The sequence below is a fragment of the Peribacillus sp. FSL K6-5616 genome, assembly GCF_038008245.1.
In the GTDB taxonomy this organism is placed as follows: Bacteria; Bacillota; Bacilli; order Bacillales; family DSM-1321; genus Peribacillus; species Peribacillus frigoritolerans.
Map to the genome: position 1 here is coordinate 1,331,902 of NZ_JBBOYT010000001.1, position 26,003 is coordinate 1,357,904.

At 38.8% G+C, this 26,003-nt stretch carries 28 protein-coding genes and 1 pseudogene; 26 read left to right on the top strand and 3 right to left on the bottom strand.

Annotated features, from left to right (window positions below; translation table 11 throughout):
* The first annotated feature begins 8 nt into the window (after window positions 1-8).
* The 3 genes from MHB45_RS06425 to chbG are packed head-to-tail and all read left to right on the top strand — an operon-like array spanning window position 9 to window position 2,424.
* Complete coding sequence (locus MHB45_RS06425; protein ID WP_048684681.1) at window positions 9-356, top strand: PTS lactose/cellobiose transporter subunit IIA; 348 nt, start codon at window positions 9-11, stop codon at window positions 354-356.
* Window positions 353-1,696, top strand: coding sequence for a 6-phospho-beta-glucosidase (locus tag MHB45_RS06430; protein ID WP_048684678.1), 1,344 nt, complete (start codon window positions 353-355; stop codon window positions 1,694-1,696). The genes MHB45_RS06425 and MHB45_RS06430 overlap by 4 nt, the downstream gene beginning before the upstream one ends.
* Window positions 1,693-2,424, top strand: coding sequence for a chitin disaccharide deacetylase (gene chbG, locus MHB45_RS06435; protein ID WP_072272745.1), 732 nt, complete (start codon window positions 1,693-1,695; stop codon window positions 2,422-2,424). The genes MHB45_RS06430 and chbG overlap by 4 nt, the downstream gene beginning before the upstream one ends.
* A gap of 63 nt (window positions 2,425-2,487) precedes the next feature.
* Here the strand turns inward: chbG and MHB45_RS06440 are convergent, their stop codons facing one another.
* Both MHB45_RS06440 and MHB45_RS06445 read right to left on the bottom strand, forming a co-directional pair.
* Window positions 2,488-3,669, bottom strand: a complete 1,182-nt coding sequence (locus MHB45_RS06440) for an FAD-dependent oxidoreductase (protein ID WP_161922677.1) — start codon at window positions 3,667-3,669, stop codon at window positions 2,488-2,490.
* A gap of 38 nt (window positions 3,670-3,707) precedes the next feature.
* Entirely contained in the window at window positions 3,708-4,145 is a 438-nt protein-coding gene (locus tag MHB45_RS06445; RefSeq protein ID WP_048883030.1) for a DUF1641 domain-containing protein, read from the bottom strand.
* A 308-nt stretch (window positions 4,146-4,453) separates the two neighbouring features.
* Here MHB45_RS06445 and MHB45_RS06450 point away from each other — a divergent pair, with 308 nt between their 5' ends.
* The 12 genes from MHB45_RS06450 (at window position 4,454) to spoVK (ending at window position 16,626) form a co-directional block, all read left to right on the top strand.
* Window positions 4,454-4,747 carry a hypothetical protein gene (locus MHB45_RS06450; protein WP_142398553.1) on the top strand — a complete coding sequence of 98 codons (294 nt, stop codon included), beginning with the start codon at window positions 4,454-4,456 and terminating at the stop codon, window positions 4,745-4,747.
* Window positions 4,748-5,144: 397 nt separating this feature from the next.
* Entirely contained in the window at window positions 5,145-5,600 is a 456-nt protein-coding gene (locus tag MHB45_RS06455) for an SMI1/KNR4 family protein (protein ID WP_081088561.1), read from the top strand.
* Window positions 5,601-5,672: 72 nt separating this feature from the next.
* Window positions 5,673-6,380 carry a response regulator transcription factor gene (locus MHB45_RS06460; RefSeq protein ID WP_048689149.1) on the top strand — a complete coding sequence of 236 codons (708 nt, stop codon included), beginning with the start codon at window positions 5,673-5,675 and terminating at the stop codon, window positions 6,378-6,380.
* Window positions 6,377-7,438, top strand: coding sequence for a sensor histidine kinase (locus MHB45_RS06465; RefSeq protein WP_081088562.1), 1,062 nt, complete (start codon window positions 6,377-6,379; stop codon window positions 7,436-7,438). The genes MHB45_RS06460 and MHB45_RS06465 overlap by 4 nt, the downstream gene beginning before the upstream one ends.
* A gap of 98 nt (window positions 7,439-7,536) precedes the next feature.
* Window positions 7,537-8,313, top strand: a complete 777-nt coding sequence (locus MHB45_RS06470) for an ABC transporter ATP-binding protein (RefSeq protein WP_340907526.1) — start codon at window positions 7,537-7,539, stop codon at window positions 8,311-8,313.
* Window positions 8,291-8,590, top strand: a complete 300-nt coding sequence (locus MHB45_RS06475) for a hypothetical protein (protein WP_142953069.1) — start codon at window positions 8,291-8,293, stop codon at window positions 8,588-8,590. Before MHB45_RS06470 ends, MHB45_RS06475 begins: the two co-directional genes overlap by 23 nt.
* The gene (locus MHB45_RS06480; protein WP_142953070.1) at window positions 8,523-10,181 is read left to right on the top strand and encodes an FtsX-like permease family protein; all 1,659 of its coding nucleotides are present in this window, start codon (window positions 8,523-8,525) and stop codon (window positions 10,179-10,181) included. The genes MHB45_RS06475 and MHB45_RS06480 overlap by 68 nt, the downstream gene beginning before the upstream one ends.
* Before the next feature lie 588 nt (window positions 10,182-10,769).
* Window positions 10,770-12,092: a sensor histidine kinase gene (locus MHB45_RS06485; RefSeq protein ID WP_340907528.1), complete on the top strand. Its 1,323-nt coding sequence runs from the start codon at window positions 10,770-10,772 to the stop codon at window positions 12,090-12,092.
* A 334-nt stretch (window positions 12,093-12,426) separates the two neighbouring features.
* On the top strand, window positions 12,427-13,785 hold the full coding sequence (locus MHB45_RS06490) for an IS1182 family transposase (RefSeq protein ID WP_072272405.1): 1,359 nt from the start codon (window positions 12,427-12,429) through the stop codon (window positions 13,783-13,785).
* A 342-nt stretch (window positions 13,786-14,127) separates the two neighbouring features.
* On the top strand, window positions 14,128-15,048 hold the full coding sequence (miaA, locus tag MHB45_RS06495) for a tRNA (adenosine(37)-N6)-dimethylallyltransferase MiaA (protein ID WP_048680990.1): 921 nt from the start codon (window positions 14,128-14,130) through the stop codon (window positions 15,046-15,048).
* 3 nt (window positions 15,049-15,051) lie between these two features.
* A complete protein-coding gene (gene hfq / locus MHB45_RS06500) occupies window positions 15,052-15,285 on the top strand; it encodes an RNA chaperone Hfq (protein ID WP_034313436.1) in 234 nt (77 codons plus the stop codon).
* A gap of 384 nt (window positions 15,286-15,669) precedes the next feature.
* Complete coding sequence (gene spoVK, locus MHB45_RS06505) at window positions 15,670-16,626, top strand: stage V sporulation protein K (protein WP_048680925.1); 957 nt, start codon at window positions 15,670-15,672, stop codon at window positions 16,624-16,626.
* Between the two features lie 37 nt (window positions 16,627-16,663).
* On the opposite strand, the gene MHB45_RS06510 is transcribed toward spoVK, so the two are convergent.
* Window positions 16,664-17,272, bottom strand: coding sequence for a trimeric intracellular cation channel family protein (locus MHB45_RS06510; RefSeq protein WP_048680928.1), 609 nt, complete (start codon window positions 17,270-17,272; stop codon window positions 16,664-16,666).
* Between the two features lie 168 nt (window positions 17,273-17,440).
* On the opposite strand from MHB45_RS06510, the gene hflX reads away from it, so the two are divergent.
* The 11 genes and pseudogenes from hflX to MHB45_RS06565 all read left to right on the top strand — a co-directional run bounded on the left by hflX (window position 17,441) and on the right by MHB45_RS06565 (window position 25,978).
* On the top strand, window positions 17,441-18,694 hold the full coding sequence (hflX, locus tag MHB45_RS06515) for a GTPase HflX (protein ID WP_048680932.1): 1,254 nt from the start codon (window positions 17,441-17,443) through the stop codon (window positions 18,692-18,694).
* Between the two features lie 12 nt (window positions 18,695-18,706).
* Window positions 18,707-19,975, top strand: coding sequence for a methionine gamma-lyase family protein (locus MHB45_RS06520; RefSeq protein ID WP_048680936.1), 1,269 nt, complete (start codon window positions 18,707-18,709; stop codon window positions 19,973-19,975).
* Window positions 19,976-20,171: 196 nt separating this feature from the next.
* On the top strand, window positions 20,172-20,576 hold the full coding sequence (locus tag MHB45_RS06525; protein WP_048680941.1) for a MerR family transcriptional regulator: 405 nt from the start codon (window positions 20,172-20,174) through the stop codon (window positions 20,574-20,576).
* A 36-nt stretch (window positions 20,577-20,612) separates the two neighbouring features.
* Window positions 20,613-21,947, top strand: a complete 1,335-nt coding sequence (gene glnA, locus MHB45_RS06530) for a type I glutamate--ammonia ligase (RefSeq protein ID WP_034313424.1) — start codon at window positions 20,613-20,615, stop codon at window positions 21,945-21,947.
* Between the two features lie 271 nt (window positions 21,948-22,218).
* A pseudogene (locus MHB45_RS06535) lies at window positions 22,219-22,362 on the top strand (M15 family metallopeptidase); the annotation flags it as partial.
* Window positions 22,363-22,398: 36 nt separating this feature from the next.
* Window positions 22,399-22,917, top strand: a complete 519-nt coding sequence (locus MHB45_RS06540) for a peptidoglycan-binding domain-containing protein (RefSeq protein ID WP_260089155.1) — start codon at window positions 22,399-22,401, stop codon at window positions 22,915-22,917.
* Between the two features lie 307 nt (window positions 22,918-23,224).
* Window positions 23,225-23,614 (top strand): hypothetical protein, encoded by a 390-nt coding sequence (locus MHB45_RS06545; RefSeq protein ID WP_072272751.1) that lies wholly within the window; start codon window positions 23,225-23,227, stop codon window positions 23,612-23,614.
* Window positions 23,615-23,635: 21 nt separating this feature from the next.
* Window positions 23,636-24,217 carry a VanZ family protein gene (locus tag MHB45_RS06550; protein WP_072272752.1) on the top strand — a complete coding sequence of 194 codons (582 nt, stop codon included), beginning with the start codon at window positions 23,636-23,638 and terminating at the stop codon, window positions 24,215-24,217.
* A 205-nt stretch (window positions 24,218-24,422) separates the two neighbouring features.
* A complete protein-coding gene (locus MHB45_RS06555; protein WP_072272753.1) occupies window positions 24,423-24,764 on the top strand; it encodes a YolD-like family protein in 342 nt (113 codons plus the stop codon).
* Window positions 24,765-25,091: 327 nt separating this feature from the next.
* Complete coding sequence (locus MHB45_RS06560) at window positions 25,092-25,325, top strand: hypothetical protein (protein WP_072272754.1); 234 nt, start codon at window positions 25,092-25,094, stop codon at window positions 25,323-25,325.
* On the top strand, window positions 25,322-25,978 hold the full coding sequence (locus MHB45_RS06565) for a hypothetical protein (RefSeq protein WP_072272755.1): 657 nt from the start codon (window positions 25,322-25,324) through the stop codon (window positions 25,976-25,978). The genes MHB45_RS06560 and MHB45_RS06565 overlap by 4 nt, the downstream gene beginning before the upstream one ends.
* The last annotated feature ends 25 nt before the right edge of the window (window positions 25,979-26,003 follow it).

Genomic DNA, 26,003 nt, shown 5'->3' on the forward strand with positions numbered 1-26,003 from the left:
GATGAAAAATGGAAAAAGAAGAATTATACCAGCTATCCTTTCAATTGATTTTATATAGCGGGAATGCGAGAAGCTTTGCAATGGAAGCGTTGCAGGAGGCAAAGATGAAGGATTTTGATTCTGCCCGTTTGAAAATCGCCGAGGCGGAAACGGAATTACTGCAAGCCCATAAATATCAAACCCAATTAATCCATGCTGAGGCAGGCGGGGACTCTTTTGATCTTCCCATTATCCTGGTGCATGCACAAGATCATTTAATGACAGCGATGACTGTAAAAGATCTTGCAATTGAGATGATCGATCTACGCGAAGAATTCTTACATGCAGATGCTGTGAAGGAGAGGGCTGCCGAATGAGCAAGGGGTTGAAGATCGTCACGATTGGCGGAGGTTCGAGCTATACGCCTGAATTGATCGAAGGTTTCATCAAATATCATGAAGAACTTCCTGTGAGTGAGATTTGGCTCGTGGACATCGAAGCGGGAAAGGAAAAGCTTGAAATTGTCGGGAATTTGGCAAGAAGGATGATTGAAAAGGCTGGAGTGAATATTGAAGTCCATCTCACGCTGGATAGAAAGAAAGCGCTTAAAGGCGCTGATTATGTAACAACCCAGCTGCGGGTTGGGCAACTAGCAGCCAGGGCTCTTGATGAGAAGATTCCATTGAAACACGGAGTGATCGGACAGGAGACGAATGGACCAGGCGGGCTTTTCAAGGCCTTTAGAACGATTCCCGTCATTCTGGATATTGCTCATGAGATGGAGGAATTATGTCCGGAAGCATGGCTGATTAACTTCACGAATCCTGCAGGAATGGTAACGGAAGCAGTTCTGCGTCACAGTAATATTTCCAAAATCATCGGACTCTGCAATGTGCCGATTGGGATGGAACGAGGTGTTGCGGATTTGATGGATGTAGAGCCATCAAGGGTCCGTATCGACTTTGCTGGGTTGAACCATATGGTTTACGGCTTGGATGTATTCGTTGATGGCGAGAGTGTCAAAGATCAAATCATCCAGTTGATTACGGATCCAGCTAAAGCTGTCACGATGAAGAATATCCATGCAATGGGCTGGGAGCCGGAATTCCTTAGAGCGTTGAACCTGTTTCCGTGTCCATACCACAACTACTATTATAAAACGGGTGATGTGCTGGCCCAAGAATTGAAGGATGCGGAAAAAGGGGAAACACGTGCAGAGGTCGTTCAAAGACTTGAAGCAGGCTTATTCGAGCTATACAAAGACCAAGATCTGGCTATCAAGCCACCGCAGCTTGAAGAGCGTGGAGGTGCCTACTACAGTGATGCGGCTGTGCGGTTGATTTGCTCGATGCATACGGATAAGCGAGATATTCAAGCGGTGAATACGGTCAACCATGGTGCGATTGAAGGCATCCCGTACGGATCGGCGATTGAAACCAGTTGCGTGATAACTAAGGATGGTCCTAAACCAATCAATGTAGGAGAGCTTCCTGTCGCTGTCCGCGGATTAATTCAGCAAATCAAATCCTTTGAAAGGGTAGCCATCGAAGCTGCAATTTCGGGGGACTATGATACTGCGTTGCTTGCCATGACGATCAATCCACTCGTTCCTAGCGACCGGGTTGCAAAACTTATCTTGGATGAAATGCTGGAGGCACATAAAGATTATTTGCCGCAGTTTTTTGAAAAAAAGGAGTTGCAGGATAATTTATCATGATAGAAGTGCTTGTAAATGCAGATGATTTCGGGTTAACTAAAGCGGTGAATTATGGGATTTTGGATAGCCACAAATATGGAATTGTCAATTCGGCAACGATCATGATGAATGCGAAAGCAACGGAGCATGCGATTGAAATCGCCAAGAAAACAGCCTCGTTGAAGGTAGGTATTCACTTAGTCCTGACATGGGGGAAACCTTTGTTGAGTGATGTTCCGAGTTTGGTTGACGAATCTGGTTTCTTTAAGAAGCAAGGTACGGTATATGGGGATCCTGCCGGCATTTCCTTGAGCGAATTGGAGAGGGAGTGGTCAGCACAAATCGAAAGATTCCTGGAATTTGGCCTATTCCCGACTCATTTCGACAGCCATCATCATGTACACGGGATCAAAGCATTTCTACCGGTTATTAAAAAGCTGTCAGATAAATATGGATTGCCAGTGCGTAATGCCGGAAGGCACCTTGCAGGGATTCAAACCGTTACAGATGTATTCCTGGATGATTTTTATGGAGAAATGGTGGTTGAAGATTACTTTCAAAACTTGAAAGGGAGGATAATGGATGGGGAGAGTGTGGAGATAATGACCCATCCTGCTTATATGGATGAAGAATTGTTGGAAGTCTCCTCTTATAATGATATACGCTTGAAAGAAACCAGGATTTTGACAAAGGCTAAATTACCTGAGGGATTTTCACTTAGATTCAGCATCAACCAAGTAAAGATTTGATTTCAAAAGAGGACCATTCATCAAAAGATGAATGGTCCTCTTTTATTGTGATTTATCTTAGAATTAATAAGCCAGGCTGAATAGGGCTTTGATGTGTGATAGGTAGCGAACATTACTTGCTTCTTTCATCAATGTAGCCGGCAGGCCTTTAAGGGACGTGTTATTGGCCCCAACGGTTGCCACTGCATCCTTACGGCCAAGGCTCGCAAGTGTACCTGAGTTTACAGGTGAGAATACTTCAAGTTTCTTGCCTTCAAAGGCTGCATATAGGTTGTATCCAACAAGCTCACCCATTTGCCAAGCATTTTGTGCAGTAGGAGCATATGGACGGCCGCCTTCTGGAGGGAACGCAACGGCACTGTCGCCGACAACGAATACGTCTTTATGGGATTTGGATTGCAAATACTCATTGACGGTTGCTTTGCCGCGATCCACTTCAAGGCCTGATTCGCCTACGATAGGAAGAGCCGCAACTCCGCCTGTCCAAACAAGCGTATTGGCCGTTATCGTTTGTCCATCTTTCAATTCGATTTGATTTCCTTTAACACCCGTTACAGGCAGACCTGTCAAGAATTCAACGCCGCGTGCTTCCAAGCTTGTCATGGCACGTTCGATTAAGTGATCAGGCAGGACCGGAAGGATTTTTGGACCAGCTTCCACAAGCTTGATTTTCAAGTCCTTGAAGTCCACTCCGAACTTTTTGGCGATTTTAGGGAAATGGTCCACGATTTCACCGATTAACTCAACGCCCGTCAATCCGCCGCCGCCGATCACGATGGTTGCGTCCGCTTCATTATTCGTTTGAGAATATTCGCGGATGCGATCTTCGATATGTTTGTAAATCTTGTTAGCATCATTTACGGATTTCAAGACCATGCTGTTTTCCTCAAGTCCCGGAATGCCGAAGAATCCTGTTTGACTTCCCAAAGCAACAACCAGGGCATCATAAGATAATGTGGAACCATTGGCAAGTTTCACTTCTTTATTATCAACCGAGAATGACTCCACTTTGGAAATGACAAGGTCGATATCTTTTCCTTTGAAAAGCTTTTCCAACGGAATGGAAACGGCTTGTTCAGAAATGGATCCGCCTGCAAGACGGTGCAATTCGGTGATGATTTGGTGCGTCGGAAATTGGTTCACCACTGTAACCTGCACTTCATCCTTTTTGTAATATTCACGTACGGATAAGGCAGATAGTAATCCTGCGTAACCTGCACCTAAGATGACGATTTGTTTTGACATAGTTAATCCCCCGTCCTTACTGATTGAAAGTTATCAAATTATTTTTGGTTTTTACGTTCTGAAGAGACTTCAAGGAAAGCTTGGGCGAAACGGAAAAGCTTTTGTGCTTGCGGATCTTTCATCATTTTTAACAGACCAAAAAGACCGATCACATCATTATTCGCTTCTGCACGATCCTTAGCTTCGATGGCATTTGCCGCAAGCCCTTTCACTGAATGGACCACAGGTGTCGCGATCTCCGAAATGGCGCTGACCGTATCATTTTTCAACACATCATCAGTTGCAACCGATTGAGCGAAATCATAAGACTTTGTTAAAATATTCACTAACTCAGTCAGTTTTGGTAACTGCTCGACTAAAGTGTTCAATGATTCCTGAACCTCAGGCTTTAAAAGCTGATCTAAGATATCCAATTGCTCTTGGTTTGCAGAAATATTAAGTGTTTCATGTTCAGGTTTTGAGATTACATCTACCATATCTAATTCCCCTTTAAACTTAATTATTTTGATTTATGTTTTTTCCGCCGATACTACTAATCATACGACTCTAATCTCTTAATTTCAAATATTTCTTTTGTGATACGAATATAATTTTATCGTAATAATTAAGAGTTATTTGGTGGTTTTTTTGAATAATCTTAATATTCCAAAAGAATATTAAGATTATTCTGGTTATAATACCTTAAATAAAGAGGGGTATTAGAGACATTCTACCTTGTCATTCCTATAATAATAGATCTATAGCAGAAACCTTTTTATTTTGCTTGTATGTTTGTTTTGCTATAATGTCCATAATCTTTGACGGAATGGGCCTCGAGAATATTTTATCTGATTTAGGGTATATACTATTATCGGAATTGGAGTTGATGCCCTTGGTAGAACGCAGGATGTTAAAGGTACGTGGTGGGATTATCGAAATATCCTCTAGGTATAATGAAAAATATAGTAAATGGAATTGTACAGCTAAAGTTCCTAATAGTTCCATCATTGCTTATTGTCGTGACAAGAATAAGCTTCGTGCTGAGACAGTTTCTATGAGCAGGTTATTAATTACGTATGAAGACTATAAAATTGTTTGATAAATAGAGAAAAGGCGCCCAATCTTGAAGATGAAGTGGGCGCCTTTTTATAGAATAATATTTTTATCTGCGAAATCGGGAATATATCTTCGAAAATGGAGATATATCATCGAAAACTTCTGATTTATCTGCGAAAGTATACGATTTATCGATTTTTCGACAAAACTTCGATTAAAAAAACTATTTTCTTAGTGAAAAGCAACGAAATTGTCAAAAAATATATCAGAAAATACTGAAAAGGATAGTAAAATTATGTTAATATATTTAAAAAAAGTATTATTTTCTAAAGCAATAATGAATAATTTATATTTAAAGGATCTCCATTAAGAAAAGGTATTTATAAACAGCAATTAGTTCAATTGATTTTACTACAATAAAATGAAATGGAGTCGATACAATGGTGAGTATTACTGGATATGGGAAAGCGAGAGAAGAAGCAGTGAATAATTTTCAGGAATTTGTGGGTTTTGAAATTCCTGAAGATTATAAACAATTTCTCCTTAAGCATAATGGCGGCACAACTACGGTTCAAAACTGTAAGTTTTATGTAGATGGATTAGACACACTTGTATGCTTACAAGCACTTTATGGATTAGAGCTTATAGATAAAGAACTGGATTTACAGAAATGGCATGAAGAAAACAGAGAAGACTTACATAAGAATTGCATTATAATAGGTAATGATACATGTGCAGGTAAAATTTTGCTGATAAATAATGAAGAAGAAAAGGGAGTTTACTTCTGGGATCAGGGTTGGTATTCGGATCCATCAAGCCAGGATGAAAACATTTATAAAGTTGCATCGAGTTTTAAATCCTTCATTGAGGGATTGAAAGTCCCGGAGGAAATCTAATTTTATTGTAATCCCCTTGATTGGCTCATGCCATTCAAGGGTTTTTATTGTCATGTTAATGAGGAGATAAAAATGTATAAAATATTATTGGTTGAAGACGATCTCAAAATAGCAGGAATCTTAATCAATTATTTAAAAAGGTACGGGTATGAGGTTTTTGAAGTGAAGCAACTGGACCAAGTTTTTGCGGAGTTCCAAGATATAAAGCCAGATTTGGTTTTATTGGATATTAATCTGCCCTATTATGATGGGTTCCATTGGTGTCGGCTAATAAGGACGGTTTCGAAGGTTCCTGTCATATTCATCTCTGCAAGGACAGATGAAATGAACCAAGTCATGGCCATTGAATACGGGGGAGATGACTATTTAACAAAACCGTTTCATTTGGAAGTGGTATTGGCGAAAATAAAGAGTGTCCTACGTAGGGTGTATGGTGAATATGCGGATATATCTTCATTCCACCAACAAGTAAAGGAAATGGAGGGATTAACGCTTTATACGGAAAAAGCGATGATCGAATATCAAGACAATCAGGTAACGTTAACTCAAAATGAGTTGAAATTATTGAGTTGTTTACTACGACAGTATGACACCATCGTCTCTCGTGAAGAGTTACTTGAAGCATTATGGAATGATGATTCATTTGTTGATGACAATACATTGACCGTCAATGTCACAAGGGTACGGAGAAAACTTGAGGATATTGGCATCAAGCATGCCATAACAACTAGCAGGGGAAAAGGATATCGACTAAAAATAGTGCAAGGTGAAGAAAAGTGAAGCTGAAATCCTTTATTAAAGACCGTCTTTATTTTATATTTTATACCGTTCTACTGGTAAGCCTGCTTATCATTGCTTGTGCATTAGCCGTTCTGGAAGCGGGGAATCACATATCGATTTCAAATATCATCTATTTAATTATTCTCGCGTTTTTTATGATGCTTATATTTTTAGCCGCCGATTACATAAGGCAATACCGTTTCCTTAATCAATTAGCAAGGATGAAGCAAGAACCGAGCTTGTCTTTTGAATATGTCGAAGCCTTTAGGGAACCTTTGACAAATGAACAAAAGTTGTGGATGGAACTTTTTCATCAAATGAACAAGGTAACTATTGGGCAGTTACAAGAACAAATCAAACAGCAGGAGCAATATGAGCTGTTGATTCATCAATGGGTTCATCAAATGAAGACACCTGTTTCAGTCATTTCCTTACTGATTCAAGAAGGCAAAAGGACATTTTCGAATGAGCCGATGAAGGATTATCTTAAAGAGATAGAAGAAGAGAATGATCGATTTCACAGAGGGCTGGAAATTATATTGCATGGAGCAAGGCTGCAGCGTTTTTCGGAGGATGTAAAATCGGAGCGGGTTGACTTAATTAATCTGGTCAAGCAAGTAATTAACGAGGAAAAAAAACAGTTCATCAAACGGTTCATATATCCCAGGCTTGAAATGGAGCATGAGAATGTATATGTGCATTCGGATCGTAAGTGGCTCCACTTCGCCATTAGTCAGGTTGTCTTTAATGCACTGAAGTATTCAAGGCAGGAAGAGCATGACAGCATAACGTTCAATATCATTGAAAAAGAGTCGGAGATTTTCCTTAGGATAACAGATCAGGGAATAGGTATCGTCCCACAAGATGTAAAACGGGTGTTTGATCCATTCTTTACTGGTGAGAACGGGCGAGTCAAACAAGAGTCAACCGGAATGGGACTATATCTTGTGAAGGAAATCGTTAATAGACTTGGGCATGTCGTTACCATCCAATCGACTGTATCCGAAGGGACTACTGTGGAGTTTCTCTTTAAGACAAATATCTTACATGAAAGGTGACAGAATTGTAAGGGTGCTAAACGATTATGTAATAAACTTCGATGGGAGCCTCCCGCTTTATTCATTATACTTACGGTAAGAAAGGGAGGTATTTTCGGATGTCGATTTTAAAAGCGGAACAACTATCCAAAACTTATTTTCAAAAGCAGGGGAATTTAATTCATAAGGCGTTACATAATTTCACCATGAATGTACAGAAAGGGGAATTTGTCGGTGTGATGGGTCCATCTGGCAGCGGGAAAACCACTCTGCTTAACTTAATGGCCACGATTGATAAGCCCACCACAGGTAAAGTCATTCTAAATGATCAAAATCCTAATGAATTAAACAATCAGGACCTGGCATTGTTTCGCAGGAGGGAAATTGGATTTGTTTTTCAAGACTTCAACCTTCTTGAAACACTTACCGTTCGCGAAAATATCCTCCTTCCTCTAGCGTTAGGTCATTATAAACTGCAGGAAATGGAATATAGGGTAAATCAGTTGGCAAGCCTTCTTGGTATAGCAGGGATTTTAGAAAAGAGGACTTTTGAAATTTCTGGAGGTCAGCAGCAACGAACGGCTTGTGCAAGAGCGATGATTCATGAGCCTTCCATTATTTTAGCGGATGAACCTACTGGTAATTTGGATTCCAAATCTGCCAAGCAGGTAATGGATTCCCTCACGACACTTCAGGAGAAAAAGGGAGCAACCATCCTCATGGTCACTCATGATCCGACTGCAGCCAGTTTCTGTGACCGGATCCTATTCATAAAGGATGGCAAGTTCTTTTCGGAGGTTCACAGCGGAGGGGAAAGACAGAGCTTCCATCAAAGGATTTTAGATACGTTAAGCGTTTTGGGAGGAGTCTATCATGAACATCCGACTTCTCGCTAAGAGGAATATCCAAGGAAATGCACAACGTTATCTAGCTTATTTTTTCAGTATTGTCCTTTCAGTCTCAATCTTTTTTATTTACGCATCATTTATCTTTCATCCAGATGTGGTCCATGCGAATATTCCAGGGGGACAGTTAATTAGTAAGGGACTCATTGCAGCTGAAATAGTGATCATCATATTTTCAGTTTTTTTTATCGCTTATACGAATGATACAGCCGCGAAAAAAAGAGTTTGGGCTGCTGACACTGCTTGGAATGTCCAAATCCCAACTTAGAAAACTGATTTACCTGGAGCAAACGATGGTTTCCCTCATATCTATCCTGATTGGAGTAGGCTTAGGGTTTTTGTTCTCAAAGTTATTCTTAATGGCAGTTTCTTGGTTACTGGCTGTAGAGCAACCAATATCGTTTGTCATTGTCCCTGAGGCCTTTGTTTATACCATTGTTGGTTTCATTTTGCTATTTCAGCTATTATCGCTCCTTTCATTGTTCCACATAGGAAATGCGGAGGTAGTCGATTTACTAAAAGATAAACAAAAACCCAAAAAGACTCCCTTCGTTTCAAAGTGGTTAGTTGCATTATCAGCAGTTTGCTTAAGCATTTCTTATTATTTGGCAGGTACGATGTCGTTGAACAATTCTTATCGAGTATTGCCCATAGTATTCTTCGTACTGATCGGCACCTATTTTTTATTCAGCCAAAGCATTGTCGCTCTATGCAGCAGGCTTTACCGGAAGAAGAAAAGCTTATATGGCGGAACGAATTTAATTACTCAAACAAACCTGATATTCAATATTAAGGACTATTCCAGGTTATTCTTTTTGACCTCGATCATTACAGCCGTGATTTTGACAGCTGCTGGAACACTCTTCATGTTCAGTGCAGATTTAAAAAAGCAAGGGATGGATAACATTCCGCAATCAATTGGCTGGGTTGAAAATGACGCTTCTGTTTATTCAGTTATTGAACCATCCGCAGTGGAGAAAACATTAAAGGAAGATGGATTCAAGATCCTTTACGAAGTAAATATGACTGGTGTGCCCATCACCCACATGCTACCCCATATGAGAACGGGAGAATCCAGTGAAAATAGGTCATTATTAATCTCGGAAAGTGATTATAACAATACGGCTGCATTACGAAAAATTGAACCAGCAAAGTTATCTGGAAAAGAAGCATTATACATTTTTCCTTATGGAGGACTGGACTATCAATTCGTCCATAAGGGAGAACAAAAGGAGCTGCACTTTGGCAATCGAACCATTCAGGTAACAATGATTGGTCAGCGCAATCAATCGATAGTCGCACCCATAAAAGCGGCAACGACCCTGATGGTGGTTGATGATCAGCTGTATCATGAAATCACAGCTGATGTGCCATTAAAAGAGATGGCAAGAGTACGGGGGTATGAAGTTAAAGATTGGGAAGAATCAATGGAAACATCTAGTGAAATCGAACAAATGTCTAATAATCCTAATCATAATCAACTGCAAACAAGAGCTCCGATTTATCAAGAAATGAAACAGGGTAGCATATTGATTCTTTTTATAGGCTTGTTTGTCAGTCTATTATTCTTTATCGTCCAAGGGAGCATGATGTATCTTAGAGTTTTTACGAATTTAGAAGATAAAAAAAATCCAAATCCATGCCCTTCATCGATTGGGGTTGACAAAAAAAGAAATACGGCAAATTTTAAGTGCCGAAATACGCATCCTCTTTTTCGCTCCTTTTCTGATAGGGGTGATTCATGCCATAGTCGCCTACGTGGCATTAAGCAATTTATTGGGATCGAATTTGTTTGTCTACTCGGCCATGGTCATCGCAACGTATTTTCTTTTTCAACTGCTGTACTATCAAGTAACTAAAAAGATGTATGGGCGGGCAGTCATCAATTCGATTAAATAGAAGCTATCATATGTAAATGGAATCAGGGAATCCGTCCCTCGATTCCATTTTCTTTTTCAGGAGGTCTTCTCATTGAAACGGCATTTTCATTGATGATAAATTAGTTAATATGCACTATTGAAAGAGGAGTAATCCGCTATTGCACAAACCATATGAATTATGGTGTGATTTTACAGGTGAATCTTTTACAATCTTGTAATATTTTCATATAAAGGGTAAAATTATTTACTTTAAGCAAGAATATCGAACCCCGCATCATTTATTTTTACCATTTTCACATACATAATTATACTAAAATAATTATTTTGAGGAAATAAAATGATTTATTGGAAATGATTAATAATAGACGTGGTTTAGATTAAAACATAAAAGGTCATATGATCAAAAAAATAGTGGGTGATCTGTTAATTACTTGATTTATTATAGTATTATATGCCTGGGGTTATAGAGAATATTAGATTTTTCCCTATTTCTTTATCCCTTAATATAGTAAACTCAGAATAGGTTCGTTAACTTTTAGCTGCTAGAGATGAGGTAAGTTTAATCCTATGAAAAATAAAAAGTTAAGGGCACTTCTTTATTTGACCATACTTTTATTGATTGTTTTCATTCTTCTAAATATGTTTTCAACATATTTAAGCATTAAAAATTCTGTGCAAAAATCCGTTGCCAATCAAAACTTGGTAGCTGCTAGATCTATAGCCGACTCGATGGATATGGAGGCCTATCAGCGATTTCTCAATAACCAAGTAAAGAGCCAGGATTATTCGGATATAAAAGCTTACTTAGAGGATGCCCGTGAAAAAATAGGAGCATTATATGTTTATACCATCATGATTGATAATCCCACAGTATCCAAGTGCATGATTACTGGGTTTTCTAAAGATCATAAAGGGGATTTTCCTATCGGTGGTGCATGTACAGTTCCGCCGGAGCAGGTCAAACAGGGATATGAGGGCAAAAGCTTCATTACCGGGATTCTAGAAGATCCGGAATATGGTGAGTATTTGACTGTGGGAGTGCCAATGAAAAATCAAGATGGTGACATTATTGGTTTTTTGGGCATTGATGTGAGCGCGGAAGATATTAATGCCATTAACGGCAAGGTATTGAAAAGCAGCATTGCCATTCTTGTTTATAATGGTGGATTTGTCATCATGCTGCTGGTTACCTTTTTTGTCATTCAAAAATGGTATCAAAAGGAACTGACACGTGAAGTGGGGGATACGGAAGATACGTATCAATCGGAATTTCAATCTCTATTTGCTTCAGTCCGCTCATTAAGGCATGATTTTTCCAATCATATTCAGGTGATACATGGACTGCTTAAATTAGAGGAGAACGCAAAAGCACTCGAATACTTAACAGGGCTTTCAAAAGAAGTGCATTCAATTGAATCAATGAAATTGGATGTGATTCATCCTGGCTTATCTGTCCTGTTGGAGACCAAAAGGCTCTCGGCCCAGAATTATAATATCGATATTGAAATTGATGTTTCACCCAAATCCTTCAATTGGATCAAAACAATCGATTTGATAAAATTATTATCAAATGTTATCGAAAATGCTATTGAGGCAACAATTCAATTGCCAGAGCAAGAACGCCGAATGAATATTGCCTGCAAAGCTGATGATGAAAAGTATACGTTTATGGTCACGAACACAGGACCAATGATTTCGGAATTAGATCTGGAGAATATATTCGCCAGCGGTTTTTCAACCAAAAAGGCACAAAAGGGCAAAGTTCGCGGACAAGGATTGTTCATCGTCAAAGACTTAGTGAACAGATATGATGGAGAGATTCATGTACAATCCTCTGAAAAAGAAACAACCGTTACGATGATCATTCCCGTAAGTGGAAAAATGGGCTAAATTGATCCAAAGGAAACACATTTGATAAGAAGGTATGATCCCTCAAAGGGATCATACCTTTCAGACTGTAGACAAACTCGATGAAAATCGAGTTTGTCTATTTTTATGGCTTGTACAATTTGGACGTTGATTTCCACTCCAGGCACTCGCTTTCCGCGGGCGGTCGGGGAGCCTCCTCGGCTTTCGCCTGCGGGGTCTCCCCTAGACGCGCTTTTCCCGCAGGAGTCTCGTACCTTCCGTTCCAATCAACTTTGTCTTACCTTTTAGATAGAACACTTTTGCCTGGAGTCATGTTTGTTTTAAAATAGAAGTATTAAAACTTGAGGTGATGAGGATGCTTTCTAAACATGATTCTATTCAGCGAGATCAACTTGAAATGATTACTTTAGATCAACTGGTACCACCGAACCATTTGGTTCGTAAAATGGAGGCTGCCATTGACTTCACTTTCATTTATGACTTGGTGAAAGATATGTATTCAGAGGTAGGACGCCCAAGTATTGATCCAGTTATTTTAGTTAAACTGACTTTCATTCAATATACCTTCGGTATTCGTTCCATGCGTAAAACGATTGAAGAAGTTGAAACCAATATGGCTTACCGTTGGTTCTTAGGCTATGGTTTCCATGATAAAGTACCTCATTTCTCTACGTTCGGGAAAAATTATGAGCGACGCTTCAAAGATACAGATCTGTTTGAACAGATTTTCTATCGCATTTTAATGACAGCTGCTAATAAAAAGTTAATAAGTGCTGAACACGTTTTCGTGGATTCCACACATGTGAAAGCCAGTGCGAATAAACGGAAATTTGAAAAGAAAATCGTTCGTAAAGAAACACGAGCGTATCAAGGACGTCTTCAAGAAGAAATCAATCAAGATCGTGAAAACCATGGAAAAAAGCCTTTTCCACCAGATAAATTTGATAAAGAAGAGACCAAAGAGATTAAAGAAAGTACAACGGATTCTGAGAGTGGCTACTATGTGAAAGATGAACGAACAAAACAGTTTGCCTATTCATTCCACGCGGCCGCAGACCGCAACGGTTTTGTATTGGGAACGATTGTAACACCTGGAAATACACATGACAGTCAGATCTTAGAGCCACTAGTTGAACAAGTGATTGAGAAAGTTGGAAAACCGGAAGCCGTTGCCGCAGATGCAGCTTATAAAACACCAGCGATTACAAGCTACCTATTTAACAAAGAAATCATACCGGCTTTACCTTATACACGTCCTCGCACCAAAGAAGGATTTTTCCGCAAACAGGACTATGTATACGATGAACATTTTGATTGTTACCTTTGCCCTTCGGGCGAAACTTTAAAGTACTCAACAACAAATAAAGAGGGCTATCGCGAGTACAAATCGCCAAAACAAATTTGTACAACATGCTCATTTTTATCTCGGTGTACAGAAAGCAAAGACTGTCAAAAAGTGGTGACACGGCATATCTGGCAAACACATGTGGAAGAAGCAGATCATCTGCGTCATCATCAAGATGTAAAACCTATATATGCAAAACGTAAAGAAACGATTGAGCGTGTATTCGCAGATGCAAAAGAAAAGCATGGTATGCGTTGGACTACTTTAAGGGGACTTAAAAAATTGTCGATGCAGGCGATGCTTACTTTCGCTGCCATTAATTTAAAGAAGATGGCCAATTGGACATGGCAAGGTCCAAAAATGGCCTAACATAGTGGGCTCGTAGAGCCCCAAGCTCTAAACTTTAGGCGAAAATTCAAAGGGAATTTCAAAAGGGGTTCAGAATTTTTTAATTCCGAACCCCTTTTGTCGACAAACTGGAAGGTATGATCCCTCAAAGGGATCATACCTTTTTTATATAAAGGTGACGATTATTACAAGTGAAAAATTGAATAAAAGTACCTCAATTGGACATAATGGGTAGATGTTTAGCTGCTCTCAACGAGATTATGATAAGATAGGGAAAAAATCATATAAGGCAGTGAGATTGTGAAACAACAAAAAGGAAAACTTCTCGTTATCATTGGACCGACTGCTGTTGGGAAGACAAAGATGAGCATTGAGATGGCAAAGTTATTTAATGGTGAAATTATTAGCGGAGACTCCATGCAGGTTTATAAGGGGATGGATATTGGTACTGCAAAAATCAAAAGGGAAGAAACAGAAGGAATCCCTCATTATTTACTTGATATTAAAGAACCTGATGAACCATTTAGTGCAGCAGAGTTCCAGGAGCGAGCCAATGCTTGTATCGAGGATATCCAAAGCAGAGGTAAACTTCCCATTATCGTTGGCGGAACAGGATTATACATACAATCAGTCATCTATGATTATCAATTTTCGGAGGCTCCATCCGACCCTGTTTATAGGGAGGGACTTGAAAAACAGGTAAGGGAGTCAGGAATCGATCCTGTTTTTGAACAATTACGCAGCGTTGACCCTGAAAGCGCGAATCGGATTCACCCCAATAATGTAAGAAGGGTGATCAGGGCACTTGAGATTTTTCATTGTACTGGTAAAACGATGAGTGAGCAGCTAAATGAACAGCCTACAGAATTGAAATATGATACGTGCATCATTGGATTGACAATGGAACGTGAAAAGTTATATCAACGCATCGATCAACGTGTTGATGTCATGGTAGAACAAGGGCTGATTCAAGAGGTGGAGTCATTTCATGAAAAAGGTTTGAGGGATTGCCAATCGATCCAGGCTATAGGCTATAAAGAAATCTATGATTATTTTGATGGAAGGGCTTCATTGGATGAAGCCGTTGAGACATTAAAGCAAAACTCCCGTCGATACGCAAAAAGGCAATTGACCTGGTTCCGGAATAAAATGGATGTAATTTGGTTTGATATGACCGATCTCGAAGGTTTTCCAAAAAAAATACATGAAATATCTGGATTTATAGCAGGAAAGCTTTTCAGTGAAGGCGAATACATAAATTTAGAGAGAAAAGAGGAGGACTAATACATGAAACAATCAGTAAATATTCAAGATCAGTTTCTTAATCAATTACGTAAAGATGGTACGTATGTGACGGTATTTTTATTAAACGGGTTCCAGATTAGAGGACAAGTGAAAGGGTTCGATAATTTTACCGTTTTATTTGAATCGGAGGGCAAGCAGCAATTAGTCTATAAACATGCGATTTCTACATTTGCTCCACAACGTAATGTTCAGATCGATTACGAAGTGAAGGAATAATCATATATATGAATGAAAAAACAGGTTTAGCTTATAGCGACCTGTTTTTTTTTTTGCATGCCCTTCTCTGTCCTTTTTCAAAGAATCGATAATTTTACGTACCTTATTTGAATATATATCAAGGGACGGATTATTTTCCGGGAAACCGCAGGAAATGACATTACCCCTAATATATTGGTGAATGGGAATGGGATTTGTCGTAATAAATCCTCCAATGAAAAAATCCTGTCAGAATAAGTCGCTTTTCAAGAAGGGAATGGGGCTTAATCACGAAAGGAATAAACGAATTTTCCGATGGGATAATTTTGGCTATGCAGCATTTGCCATGCCATCATAAAAAATTGTGGTGTTAGAGTCAGGGTCCAAGATGGAGAGGTGAAAGAAATGGAACAACCGATCCGTATGAAAAATAACGGGCAAATCAATATTGTGTTTAATGCGGAAAACAGAAAAGCGCTACAAAAGGATCTGCCGATAAAAGAAATTTTGGTGCAGGAAATCCCCCACCAGCATGTGGCATTGAAAGAGATTGAAGATGAACTGAAATCGCTGGTTGGAATGGAAGAAATGAAACGGATGATAAAAGAGATATATGCCTGGATTTACATCAATAAACAACGTGAGGCAAAGGGGCTGAAGACTGGCCGGCAAGCGCTGCATATGATGTTTAAAGGAAATCCGGGAACAGGGAAAACAACGGTTGCACGTTTAATCGGGAAGTTGTTTCAAAAAATGAATGTACTTTCGAAAGGGCATTTAATTGAAGCGGAGAGGGCAGATTTAGTCGGGGAATACATTGGTCATACTGCCCAAAAAACCAGGGATTTAATTAAGAAGGCCATTGGCGGAATCTTATTTATTGATGAAGCCTATTCCTTGGGAAGAGGCGGCGAAAAGGATTTTGGAAAAGAAGCCATAGATACCCTTGTCAAGCATATGGAGGATCGGCAGCATGAATTCATATTGATCCTTGCTGGATATTCGAGGGAAATGGAATATTTCCTAAGTCTTAATCCTGGCCTTCATTCCAGGTTCCCGCTCGTTATTGATTTTCCGGATTATACGATTGAACAGTTAATGGAAATAGCCGATCGGATGCTGCAGGAAAAGGAGTATCTTATGAATCGGGATGCCGAAAGGAAATTAAGGGAACATTTAATCATATTACGTTCATTCCGGGGACCTATTTCATTTTCTAACGGTCGTTATATCCGCAATATAATAGAAAAGTCAATTAGGGCGCAGGCGATGCGGCTTTTACTGGAAGATTCATTTGAAAAATCCGATTTATTGACGCTTACCAGCCAAGATTTGATTTTCGAGGATGAAGAGAAAGATTGACATGGAAAAGCCCACCAAGATGGCGGGCTTTTCAAATTTATGTTTTAGGCACCCATTTTTTATTAGGAAGATGCCAATTATTGGTGTAAGAAAGGACTCGCAATATCGTGATGACGGCAAAGAGCAAATAAAGCTGCCATGATTGGGATAAAACACCACTGCCTAAAGCCAAGCCTGCAATGATGGCCCATACTGCGTAGATTTCTTTTCTGAAGACCAATGGCTTTCTTCCGGCCAGCACGTCACGGAGTATCCCGCCGCCGCATCCGGTTAATGCAGCTGATACTATAATGGCGCTTATTGGATGATTAAGTTCCACGGCATACATCGCCCCTTGGATGGCAAAGGCTGAGAGGCCAATGGCATCACTGAGATTTCCCCATCTGTCCCAGTGCTTTGATAGGTTTGTAGGAAAAACAAAAACGATGGTGATGGATACTAAAGCGATGACAAAATAGAAACTTTGATCCCATAAAGCTGAAACGGGGACGCCGATCAACAGATTGCGGATTGCCCCGCCGCCAAAGGCGGTTATGATTCCTAAAATATAAACTCCTAAAATATCATACTCTTCTTCCATGGCGATGATGGTTCCGCTTATAGCGAATGCAATCGTACCTATGAAGCTTAATACTTCCCATGTCATATGAATGTCCCTCTATGTCTTTTCGATTTTGATGGTAAAGCCAAATTTGATTTTAGCATGGTATCGCAATTTTTAAAACGGTTAAAAGCTTCGTTTTGAGGAAATTTTTATATATTCAATTTTTTTGTTATGATTAACTGAAATCTACCAGAAGGTGGTGCATGTGATTTGGAAGAAGCAATAAAGGAAACGGCTGTCTTGATTGGGTGTCAAACAACTGAGACCAGTGAACATTTTGAATATTCACTCGATGAACTGGCTTCTTTGGCGAAGACTGCGAATGCTGAGGTTTTAATGACCATCTCCCAGAAAAGGGAAAGCGTCGATCCGGCTACATATATAGGAAAAGGAAAAGTGGAAGAACTCCGGAATCTGGAAGAGGAACTGGAGCCGGATTTATTTATCTTTAATGATGAATTATCCCCGAGCCAGATTCGGAACCTTTCGAAACAATTGGAGGCAAGGGTCATAGACCGGACACAGCTAATATTGGATATATTTGCTCAGCGGGCTCGATCCAGGGAAGGGAAGCTGCAGGTTGAACTTGCTCAGCTCCAATATTTATTGCCGCGTTTGGTTGGACAGGGGACGGCAATGTCCAGGCTAGGAGGCGGAATCGGCACAAGGGGACCAGGGGAGACGAAGCTGGAAAGCGACCGCCGCCACATCCGTGGGAAAATAGATGAAATCAAGCAGCAATTAAGTGGAATAGTGAAGCATCGTGAACGCTATCGTGATAGAAGGAAACGTAATAAGACCTTTCAAATAGCACTTGTGGGATACACGAATGCAGGTAAATCAACGCTGTTCAACCGTTTGACGGAGGCGGATTCATATGAAGAGAACCAATTATTCGCTACGCTGGATCCCATGACACGAAAGGCGATTCTTCCTAGCGGATTTACCGTGCTGCTGACGGATACGGTTGGATTCATACAAGATTTGCCGACATCTTTAATTGCCGCATTCCGCTCTACCTTGGAAGAGGTGAAAGAAGCGGATCTGCTGTTACATGTGGTCGATTCCTCAAGTACCGATTACTTTAATCATCAGAAAACGGTGCAGGATTTGCTAAATGACTTAGATGTCCCTTCCATTCCACAGCTAACGTTGTATAATAAGAAAGATAAGGTTCACGCTGATTTTGTGAGATCAGCCAGTCGTGCTTCATTAATGATCAGTGCCTATGAACAATCGGATCTGAATGAAATCATGGAAGAAATTGAAAAGTACGTGATTGAAGAAATGATCCCGTATCATGTTTTCCTGCCATCGAGTGAGGGTAAACTATTATCACAGCTGAAAAATGAAACCATATTGCGCACTCTCTCCTTTAATGAAGAATCGGAAAGATATGAATGCAAAGGTTTTTGTCTAGCTGATCATCCAATAACCGGGCAGCTGGAGAAATATTCATTATAAAGGGGAATTTTGATGTATCAGCAGTTAACAAATGGAGAAGTGTTGAAAAACATTGCCCAGGAAGTGGAAGCAATGATTTCTCCATTACATAAGCAAGTGGACGAACGAATCGAAGAAAATCAATTTCGCGTATTACAAAGTTATCAAGCACATAAAGTGAGTGATTCCCACTTCATCCCGACTACTGGGTATGGATACGATGATATGGGCCGCGATACGCTGGAATTGATATACGCAGATGTTTTCGGAGCGGAAGCTGGATTGGTGCGCCCCCAAATTATATCAGGCACACACGCCATCTCCACAGCTCTTTTCGGCATTTTGCGCCCAGGGGATGAATTGTTATACATAACTGGAAAGCCGTATGATACTTTGGAAGAAATCGTCGGTATCCGGGGGACGGGTATTGGATCTTTACGTGATTTTCAGATCAGCTATAAGGCCGTTCCGTTGGCGGAAACTGGAACCGTTGATTTCGAAGCCGTCAAACATGCCATTCAACCGAATACGAAGATGATCGGTATACAACGATCAAAAGGGTATGCTACACGTCCTTCCTTTACGATTGATGAAATAAAGGAAATGATTGCCTTTGTTAAAGAGATTAACCCGGAAATCGTCGTGTTCGTGGATAATTGTTATGGAGAGTTTGTTGAAACACAAGAACCATGTCATGTCGGAGCGGATTTAATGGCTGGTTCACTCATTAAAAATCCTGGCGGCGGGATAGTGAAAACCGGTGGATACATTGTTGGTAAAAAGGACCTGGTTGAAGCTTGCTCTTATCGGTTAACATCACCAGGAATAGGGGCTGAAGCAGGTGCTTCGCTTTATAGTCTGCAGGAAATGTACCAAGGATTCTTCCTGGCACCGCATGTCGTGGGCCAAGCTGTTAAAGGAGCGATGTTCACAGCGGCCTTTTTAGAAAAGCTCGGTATGAATACATCCCCAAAATGGGATGCGAAGCGAACTGACTTGATTCAATCCGTTCAATTTGATGAACGGGATAAGATGGTTGCCTTCTGTCAGGCCATCCAATATGCATCACCAATCAATTCACATGTGACACCATATCCTGCCTATATGCCGGGATATGAGGACGATGTAATCATGGCTGCAGGCACCTTTATACAGGGGGCCAGCATTGAACTGACGGCAGATGGTCCGACAAGGGCTCCATATGTTGCTTATGTTCAAGGCGGATTGACATACGCCCATGTTAAAATGGCTGTATTGACTGCTGTGAATGCGCTAATGGACAAAAAGCTGATTCAATTGTAATTGAAATTAAATAAGTTATGTTATGGGAATCCAGATACAATTGGATTCCAGTAAGAATAATAGTCATAATATTTGTGTAGTAACAAATCATTTAATTTTTCTGATAAAATCACGTTATAAAATGTAACATCATATTGACAAGTTTAATAACATGATATAAGATTATTTTAAGATAAACAAAAGGAGGATGCTAAGAATGAGCGGCAACAACATTCGGCGTTCGATGCCTCTTTTTTCCATCGGAATCGTCATGCAGTTAACTGAGTTGTCTGCACGCCAAATTCGGTATTACGAAGAGCATCAACTTATTACTCCTATGAGAACAGATGGAAATCGTCGGGTCTTTTCATTAAATGACATCGATCGACTGCTTGAGATTAAAGATTTAATCGAACAAGGAGTCAATCTGGCCGGCATTAAAAAGATTTTCACTGTAAAGGAACAGAATTTACCTAAAACTCAAGAATTAGAACAAGCGGAAAAAATAAGGCATGACCTTAGTGACGAGGAGCTTCGCAAGCTTCTGCGTGCCGAGCTTTTACAAGGAAGCAAGCATCGAACATCTCTTAGACAAGGGGATATGTCCCGTTTTTTCCAATAAAAAATATGATTTATGAATTATTAGGGGGAATAGAAATTGGCAAAGTTCACACGTGAAGACATCACTCGTTTAGCGAAAGAAGAAAATGTTAAGTACATTCGTTTACAATTCACTGACATTTTAGGGACAATTAAAAACGTTGAAATCCCAGTCAGTCAATTAGAAAAAGCACTTGATAATAAAATGATGTTTGACGGATCTTCCATTGAAGGCTTCGTTCGTATCGAAGAGTCTGATATGTACCTATATCCTGATCTAAATACATGGGTTATCTTCCCTTGGACTTCCGAGAAAGGTAAAGTGGCACGTTTGATCTGTGATATTTACAATACGGATGGAACTCCTTTTGATGGAGATCCACGTGCAAACCTAAAACGTGTTCTTGCAGAAGCAAGAGAAATGGGCTTCACAGATTTCAATCTTGGACCTGAACCTGAATTCTTCCTATTCAAACTGGATGCAGCAGGCGAGCCGACGCTGGAATTGAACGATAAAGGCGGATACTTTGACCTTGCACCTACTGACCTAGGAGAAAACTGCCGCCGTGATATCGTTCTTGAGCTTGAAGAAATGGGATTTGAAATCGAAGCATCCCACCATGAAGTAGCTCCAGGACAACATGAAATTGACTTTAAATATGCAGATGCGATTTCAGCTTGTGATAACATCCAAACATTTAAATTGGTTGTTAAAACGATTGCCCGCAAACATGGTTTACACGCAACATTCATGCCAAAACCATTGTTCGGTGTTAACGGATCTGGAATGCACTGTAACGTTTCTCTATTCAAAGGCAACGAAAACGCATTTTATGATAAAGAAGGTAAATTGGAATTAAGCAAAACAGCTGAGCAATTCATCGCAGGTATCATTAAGCATGCTCCAAGCTTCACTGCGGTAACAAACCCAACTGTTAACTCATACAAACGTTTAGTTCCTGGTTACGAAGCTCCTTGTTATGTTGCATGGTCTGCTAAAAACCGTAGCCCGCTAATCCGTATCCCAGCTTCACGCGGAGTAAGTACTCGCGTAGAGGTACGTAGTGTCGATCCAGCAGCAAACCCATACTTGGCACTTGCCGTTCTGCTAAAAGCTGGTCTTGACGGTATCAAGAACGACTTGACTCCTCCAGCTCCAGTTGATCGCAACATCTATGTAATGAATAAAGAAGAACGTGAAGAAGTAGGTATAGTTGATCTACCAGCTACTTTATATGCTGCATTGGAAACATTAAAATCTGATGAAGTCATCAAAGAAGCATTAGGTGAACATTTACTTGAACACTTCGTCGAAGCAAAAGAAATCGAGTGGGATATGTTCCGTACACAAGTTCACCCATGGGAACGCGAACAATATATGTCCATGTATTAATAGCTTTAAAGCCTTGGTATAACTGAGTTTCTCAGTTGCCAAGGCTTTTTTTATTTTTATAAAATGAAAGGGAACGGGCTGGCTGACCACATTTTGACCACATTTCAAACTATTTCATATTCAACTGGGGATAATCCATGTAATTTGAATATCCGTCCACACTTTTATCTTCAAGTTTTTTTGACACGTGAGCATAGACATCTGCTGTTGTTTGAATGGATTTATGTCCTAAACGTTCCTGCACATCTTTTAAACTGGCTATAACTTTGGTGTAGCAATTGATTATTTCCTGTTAACTGATGATGGTAAAACAGCTTTGTGGACTGTGAATACAAAATGGAAACGTGTAGCTGCCATCGGTAAAGAATTAGGATTTAAATGGGGTGGGGATTGGACTTCGTTTAAGGATTATCCACACTTGGAAATGACGGGTGGATTATCTTACTCACAGATGCAAGCTGGTAAAAAGCCAAGTCTTACTTTAAAATTCCAGACTGATTCTGAAACTGTTGTTACTGTGCCTCCTAAGACTGAGGTTGCTTCAGAGGTTACTAAGGAGCCATCCAAGGATAAAGGGGATGAAACAATCAAATACATCCAAAAAACATTAAACAGCCGTTATGATGCTAATCTTGTTGTGGACGGAATTAATGGACCGAAAACTCAAACAGCACTGATTAAAGCACTACAAACAGAACTTAATAAACAATACAATAAAAATTTAGTTGTGGATGGAAAATGGGGACCTAAGACTAGAGCAGCCATTGTCACTGTCCAAAAGAGTGCAAAAGGCAATATTACATGGATTCTACAGGCAGCACTTTATTTGGAAGGGTATAATCCTGGATCACTTGATTCTATCTTTGGAAAAGGTACAGAATCAGCATTATCTATATTTCAAAAGGTACGGAAAATCTCAGTAGATAAGCAAGCAGGAAAAGCTACTTTTACTGAATTGTTTGCTGCATAATCAAAAGCCCTTCTCAAATGAGAGGGGCTTATACATTGTTTCGCCGTTAATTGTAATTTCCCTTTTAAATATTTCGGCAATTTATTTAACTGTTAATTTTCTTATAGGCATAATACTTTTTTTATCTTTCATCGTGATCTTATGTTTTTCTATTTATTTCTATATAAGTAAATAGTAACATGAAAATAGGGTAAAGTAGGAATATTCTGAATATTTATCCCTATTACCTTTTTTTTATGGTAGGTTTACATATGTACATGTACATATTTAAAAAACACCCAATAATAAACAAGGAGAGTGTGGAGAAATGAAAAAAATCTATAAAACTATAGGGATATTACTTGTATCTATTATTATTCTTACCCCTAATATTACAGCTTTGGCAGCCAGCAAAAGTTTTACATTTAATATTACACATCATATTGCGATAGGAAGTCTTACCTCAACTAAAACTTCTGCGACAGGTACAGTTAATATGACTAATTGGGGAACTGACAACTATTTTACTATTCATGAATATGATAGTAGTGGTATAAGTGTAAAACTTATGGGTAAAATGACTTATAGTAAATCAAGTGCAGGTTCTCCTTATTCATCTACCGTATACGGATTAACAAAAGGTAAAAAATACTCGTATGAAATATGGAAAAATCAAAATGGTAAAAGAATTCAAGGATCTGGTACAATAAGTTATTAAATAAAAATTGGAGAGTTATTTATGATATTAGCCCTATACCCGAGTGTAATAATAGTATCGTTATCTATTATTATATTAATATTTCCACTTGTGAAAAGACGTATATCTATTCTGAAATTTTTGTATATATTACTATTTATTATTTATATATGCAGTCTTATTGGAATAACTATATTTCCATTTCCAGTTCAAAAATATTTTATAGAAACAATGATAGAGGACCAGCTTGGGTTAAAACATAATTTTATTCCATTTAAAATTTTTTATGATGCTATGAGTTATGGTTCTTTAAGTTTTGGTTTAACTATTCTTTTAAAACAAGTAGTTGGTAATATCATTCTTTTTCTTCCTATGGGATTTGTTTTACCGATGATTTTTACAAATTTACAAACAATAAGAAAAGTTATATTCATTGGATTCTTTGCGAGTTTATCAATCGAACTGTTTCAAGCTTTAGCTGGTTTATGGATTGGTTATAACTATCGTGCTGCTGATATTGATGATTTGATTTTTAATGTGTTAGGTACTGTTATTGGCTTCTTAATATGGAAATTGCTATATCAATTTTTAAATAAGAATAATTTAATAATTGTTTCTAAATAAGGGGTCATGGCTAAGGTTTTAGATAAGGGTCACATTAGATAAATTCCAGAAGAAACTGGGAATTTCTGCTGATAGAGCAGATACGTTACTTACACAATATTTTTTTCTAGTAATTATCCTTCTCCATAATTGGGGAAGGAATTTTTTTTGTCTTTAATAAGAAATCTTGTTCGTGTATGGTAGATGAAAAGGAGGGCTTTTTCTGATGGGGACAATTCGTGATAGAGGGCTCGTTAAATGGCAAGCAGCATTGATTATGCCAGAACATAAAGCTATAAAAAAAATGGGTGAGGTTGATTATTTCTTAAATAAAAAGCCTATTCTTGATGAATACCAGGTTGAAGAATTCGAAAACAACATTCATTATGCAATGGAATATCATTTACCGATAAGATTTAGATTACATAACGAGGGAAATCCACAAGAATTGCATGGTTATTGTGTGTACATTCATCCTGTCACGAGAGAGTTACGCATTCAAAAGAAAGATAGTTCCTTTGAGAAAATTAAATTCGATGAAGTTATTAGTGTGATTGTAGAGGATTAATGTGTGGGTTTGGGTTGTAGTTTGTCCCTAATCTAAAGAGTGCGTTAGTTTATTAAGGAACACAACAAAAGAGGGATCAATCTTTTTTCAAAACATGCCCTTTCTATTTATCATTTATCAAGGTTTCGTGTATTAATTTTTGATCAACCTTTGTTTAAAAGCTACATTAGCTTAATTTGATCCAGATGTACAAAGTGGAAGTGCTCGGTATTTTTAACTCTATTGAAAATTATTATATAAATAGTTAAAAATGTATGATATTATATTTTTTTGTAAAAAAAGGGGATATTTGGTGAAAAAAACTGAAAAAAAATACTCATTAGTACAATGTTTGTAGTTGGTATCATTGGTTTATTCTTTAGTCAGAGTGAGGATAATAGCTTTGCGAAAGAAAAGGCTTTACCACTTGATGATCTCGACAAATTTTCAAAAGAAGAACAAAAAGAAATTAAAGAAAATCAAAAAGAAATCAATGAATATCTTAGTAAAATGGATAAGTTAACTGTTAAGAAAAAGGTATTAGAAAAAAAATCGCTAAAAATAAAGCTAATAGCGATGTGATTAAAAAAGATCAAGAGGAATTAAATGAAATTGAACAACAGTTAAAACAAATGGATGATAGTATGGAAGAAACTATAGGGTTAAGGAAAGTTGAAGAAAGTGATGTCATTAAAGCTGCTTACAGTGGTCCAGCTGATGTAAGTTTTAATGCAGATTTTTATGAGAATATTTTTACCAGTTCTGGTAGAGATTTTGTACTTCATTACGATTGGGAATGGACTAATTCAGATTGGCAACTAGATGAGGGTGGAACAGGAAATATAGGTGGAGTTGATGGACTTGTAGTAGGTTTAAGCAAGCCAATCTTGAAAAGTGGAGATGCCTTCGATTTGTTTTGGGATAACGACGGATATCTCTCAACAAGTACTACAGCAGTAAGTGAAACAAGAACTAGCAATGGATACTCGTGGAAGTGGCAAGATAAAATAGCCAATCGTGGTGGTCACGAAGATCTTAATATGGGTTATGGTACTACAAAATTATTTTTTCAATTTGAAACAGTGCCTTCTAAATTTGAGGTATATGGAAATTTTGGGCATACTTGGGGCACAACTAAAGTAGAGAGTTTCACAGCAAGCTGGCCTCCATCTATTACTTTTAGTAGTTCATCAAATAAATGGACTGACTCTGAATCTTTTATTTTTTATCCATAATATTGAATAAAACGATGGCTAACTT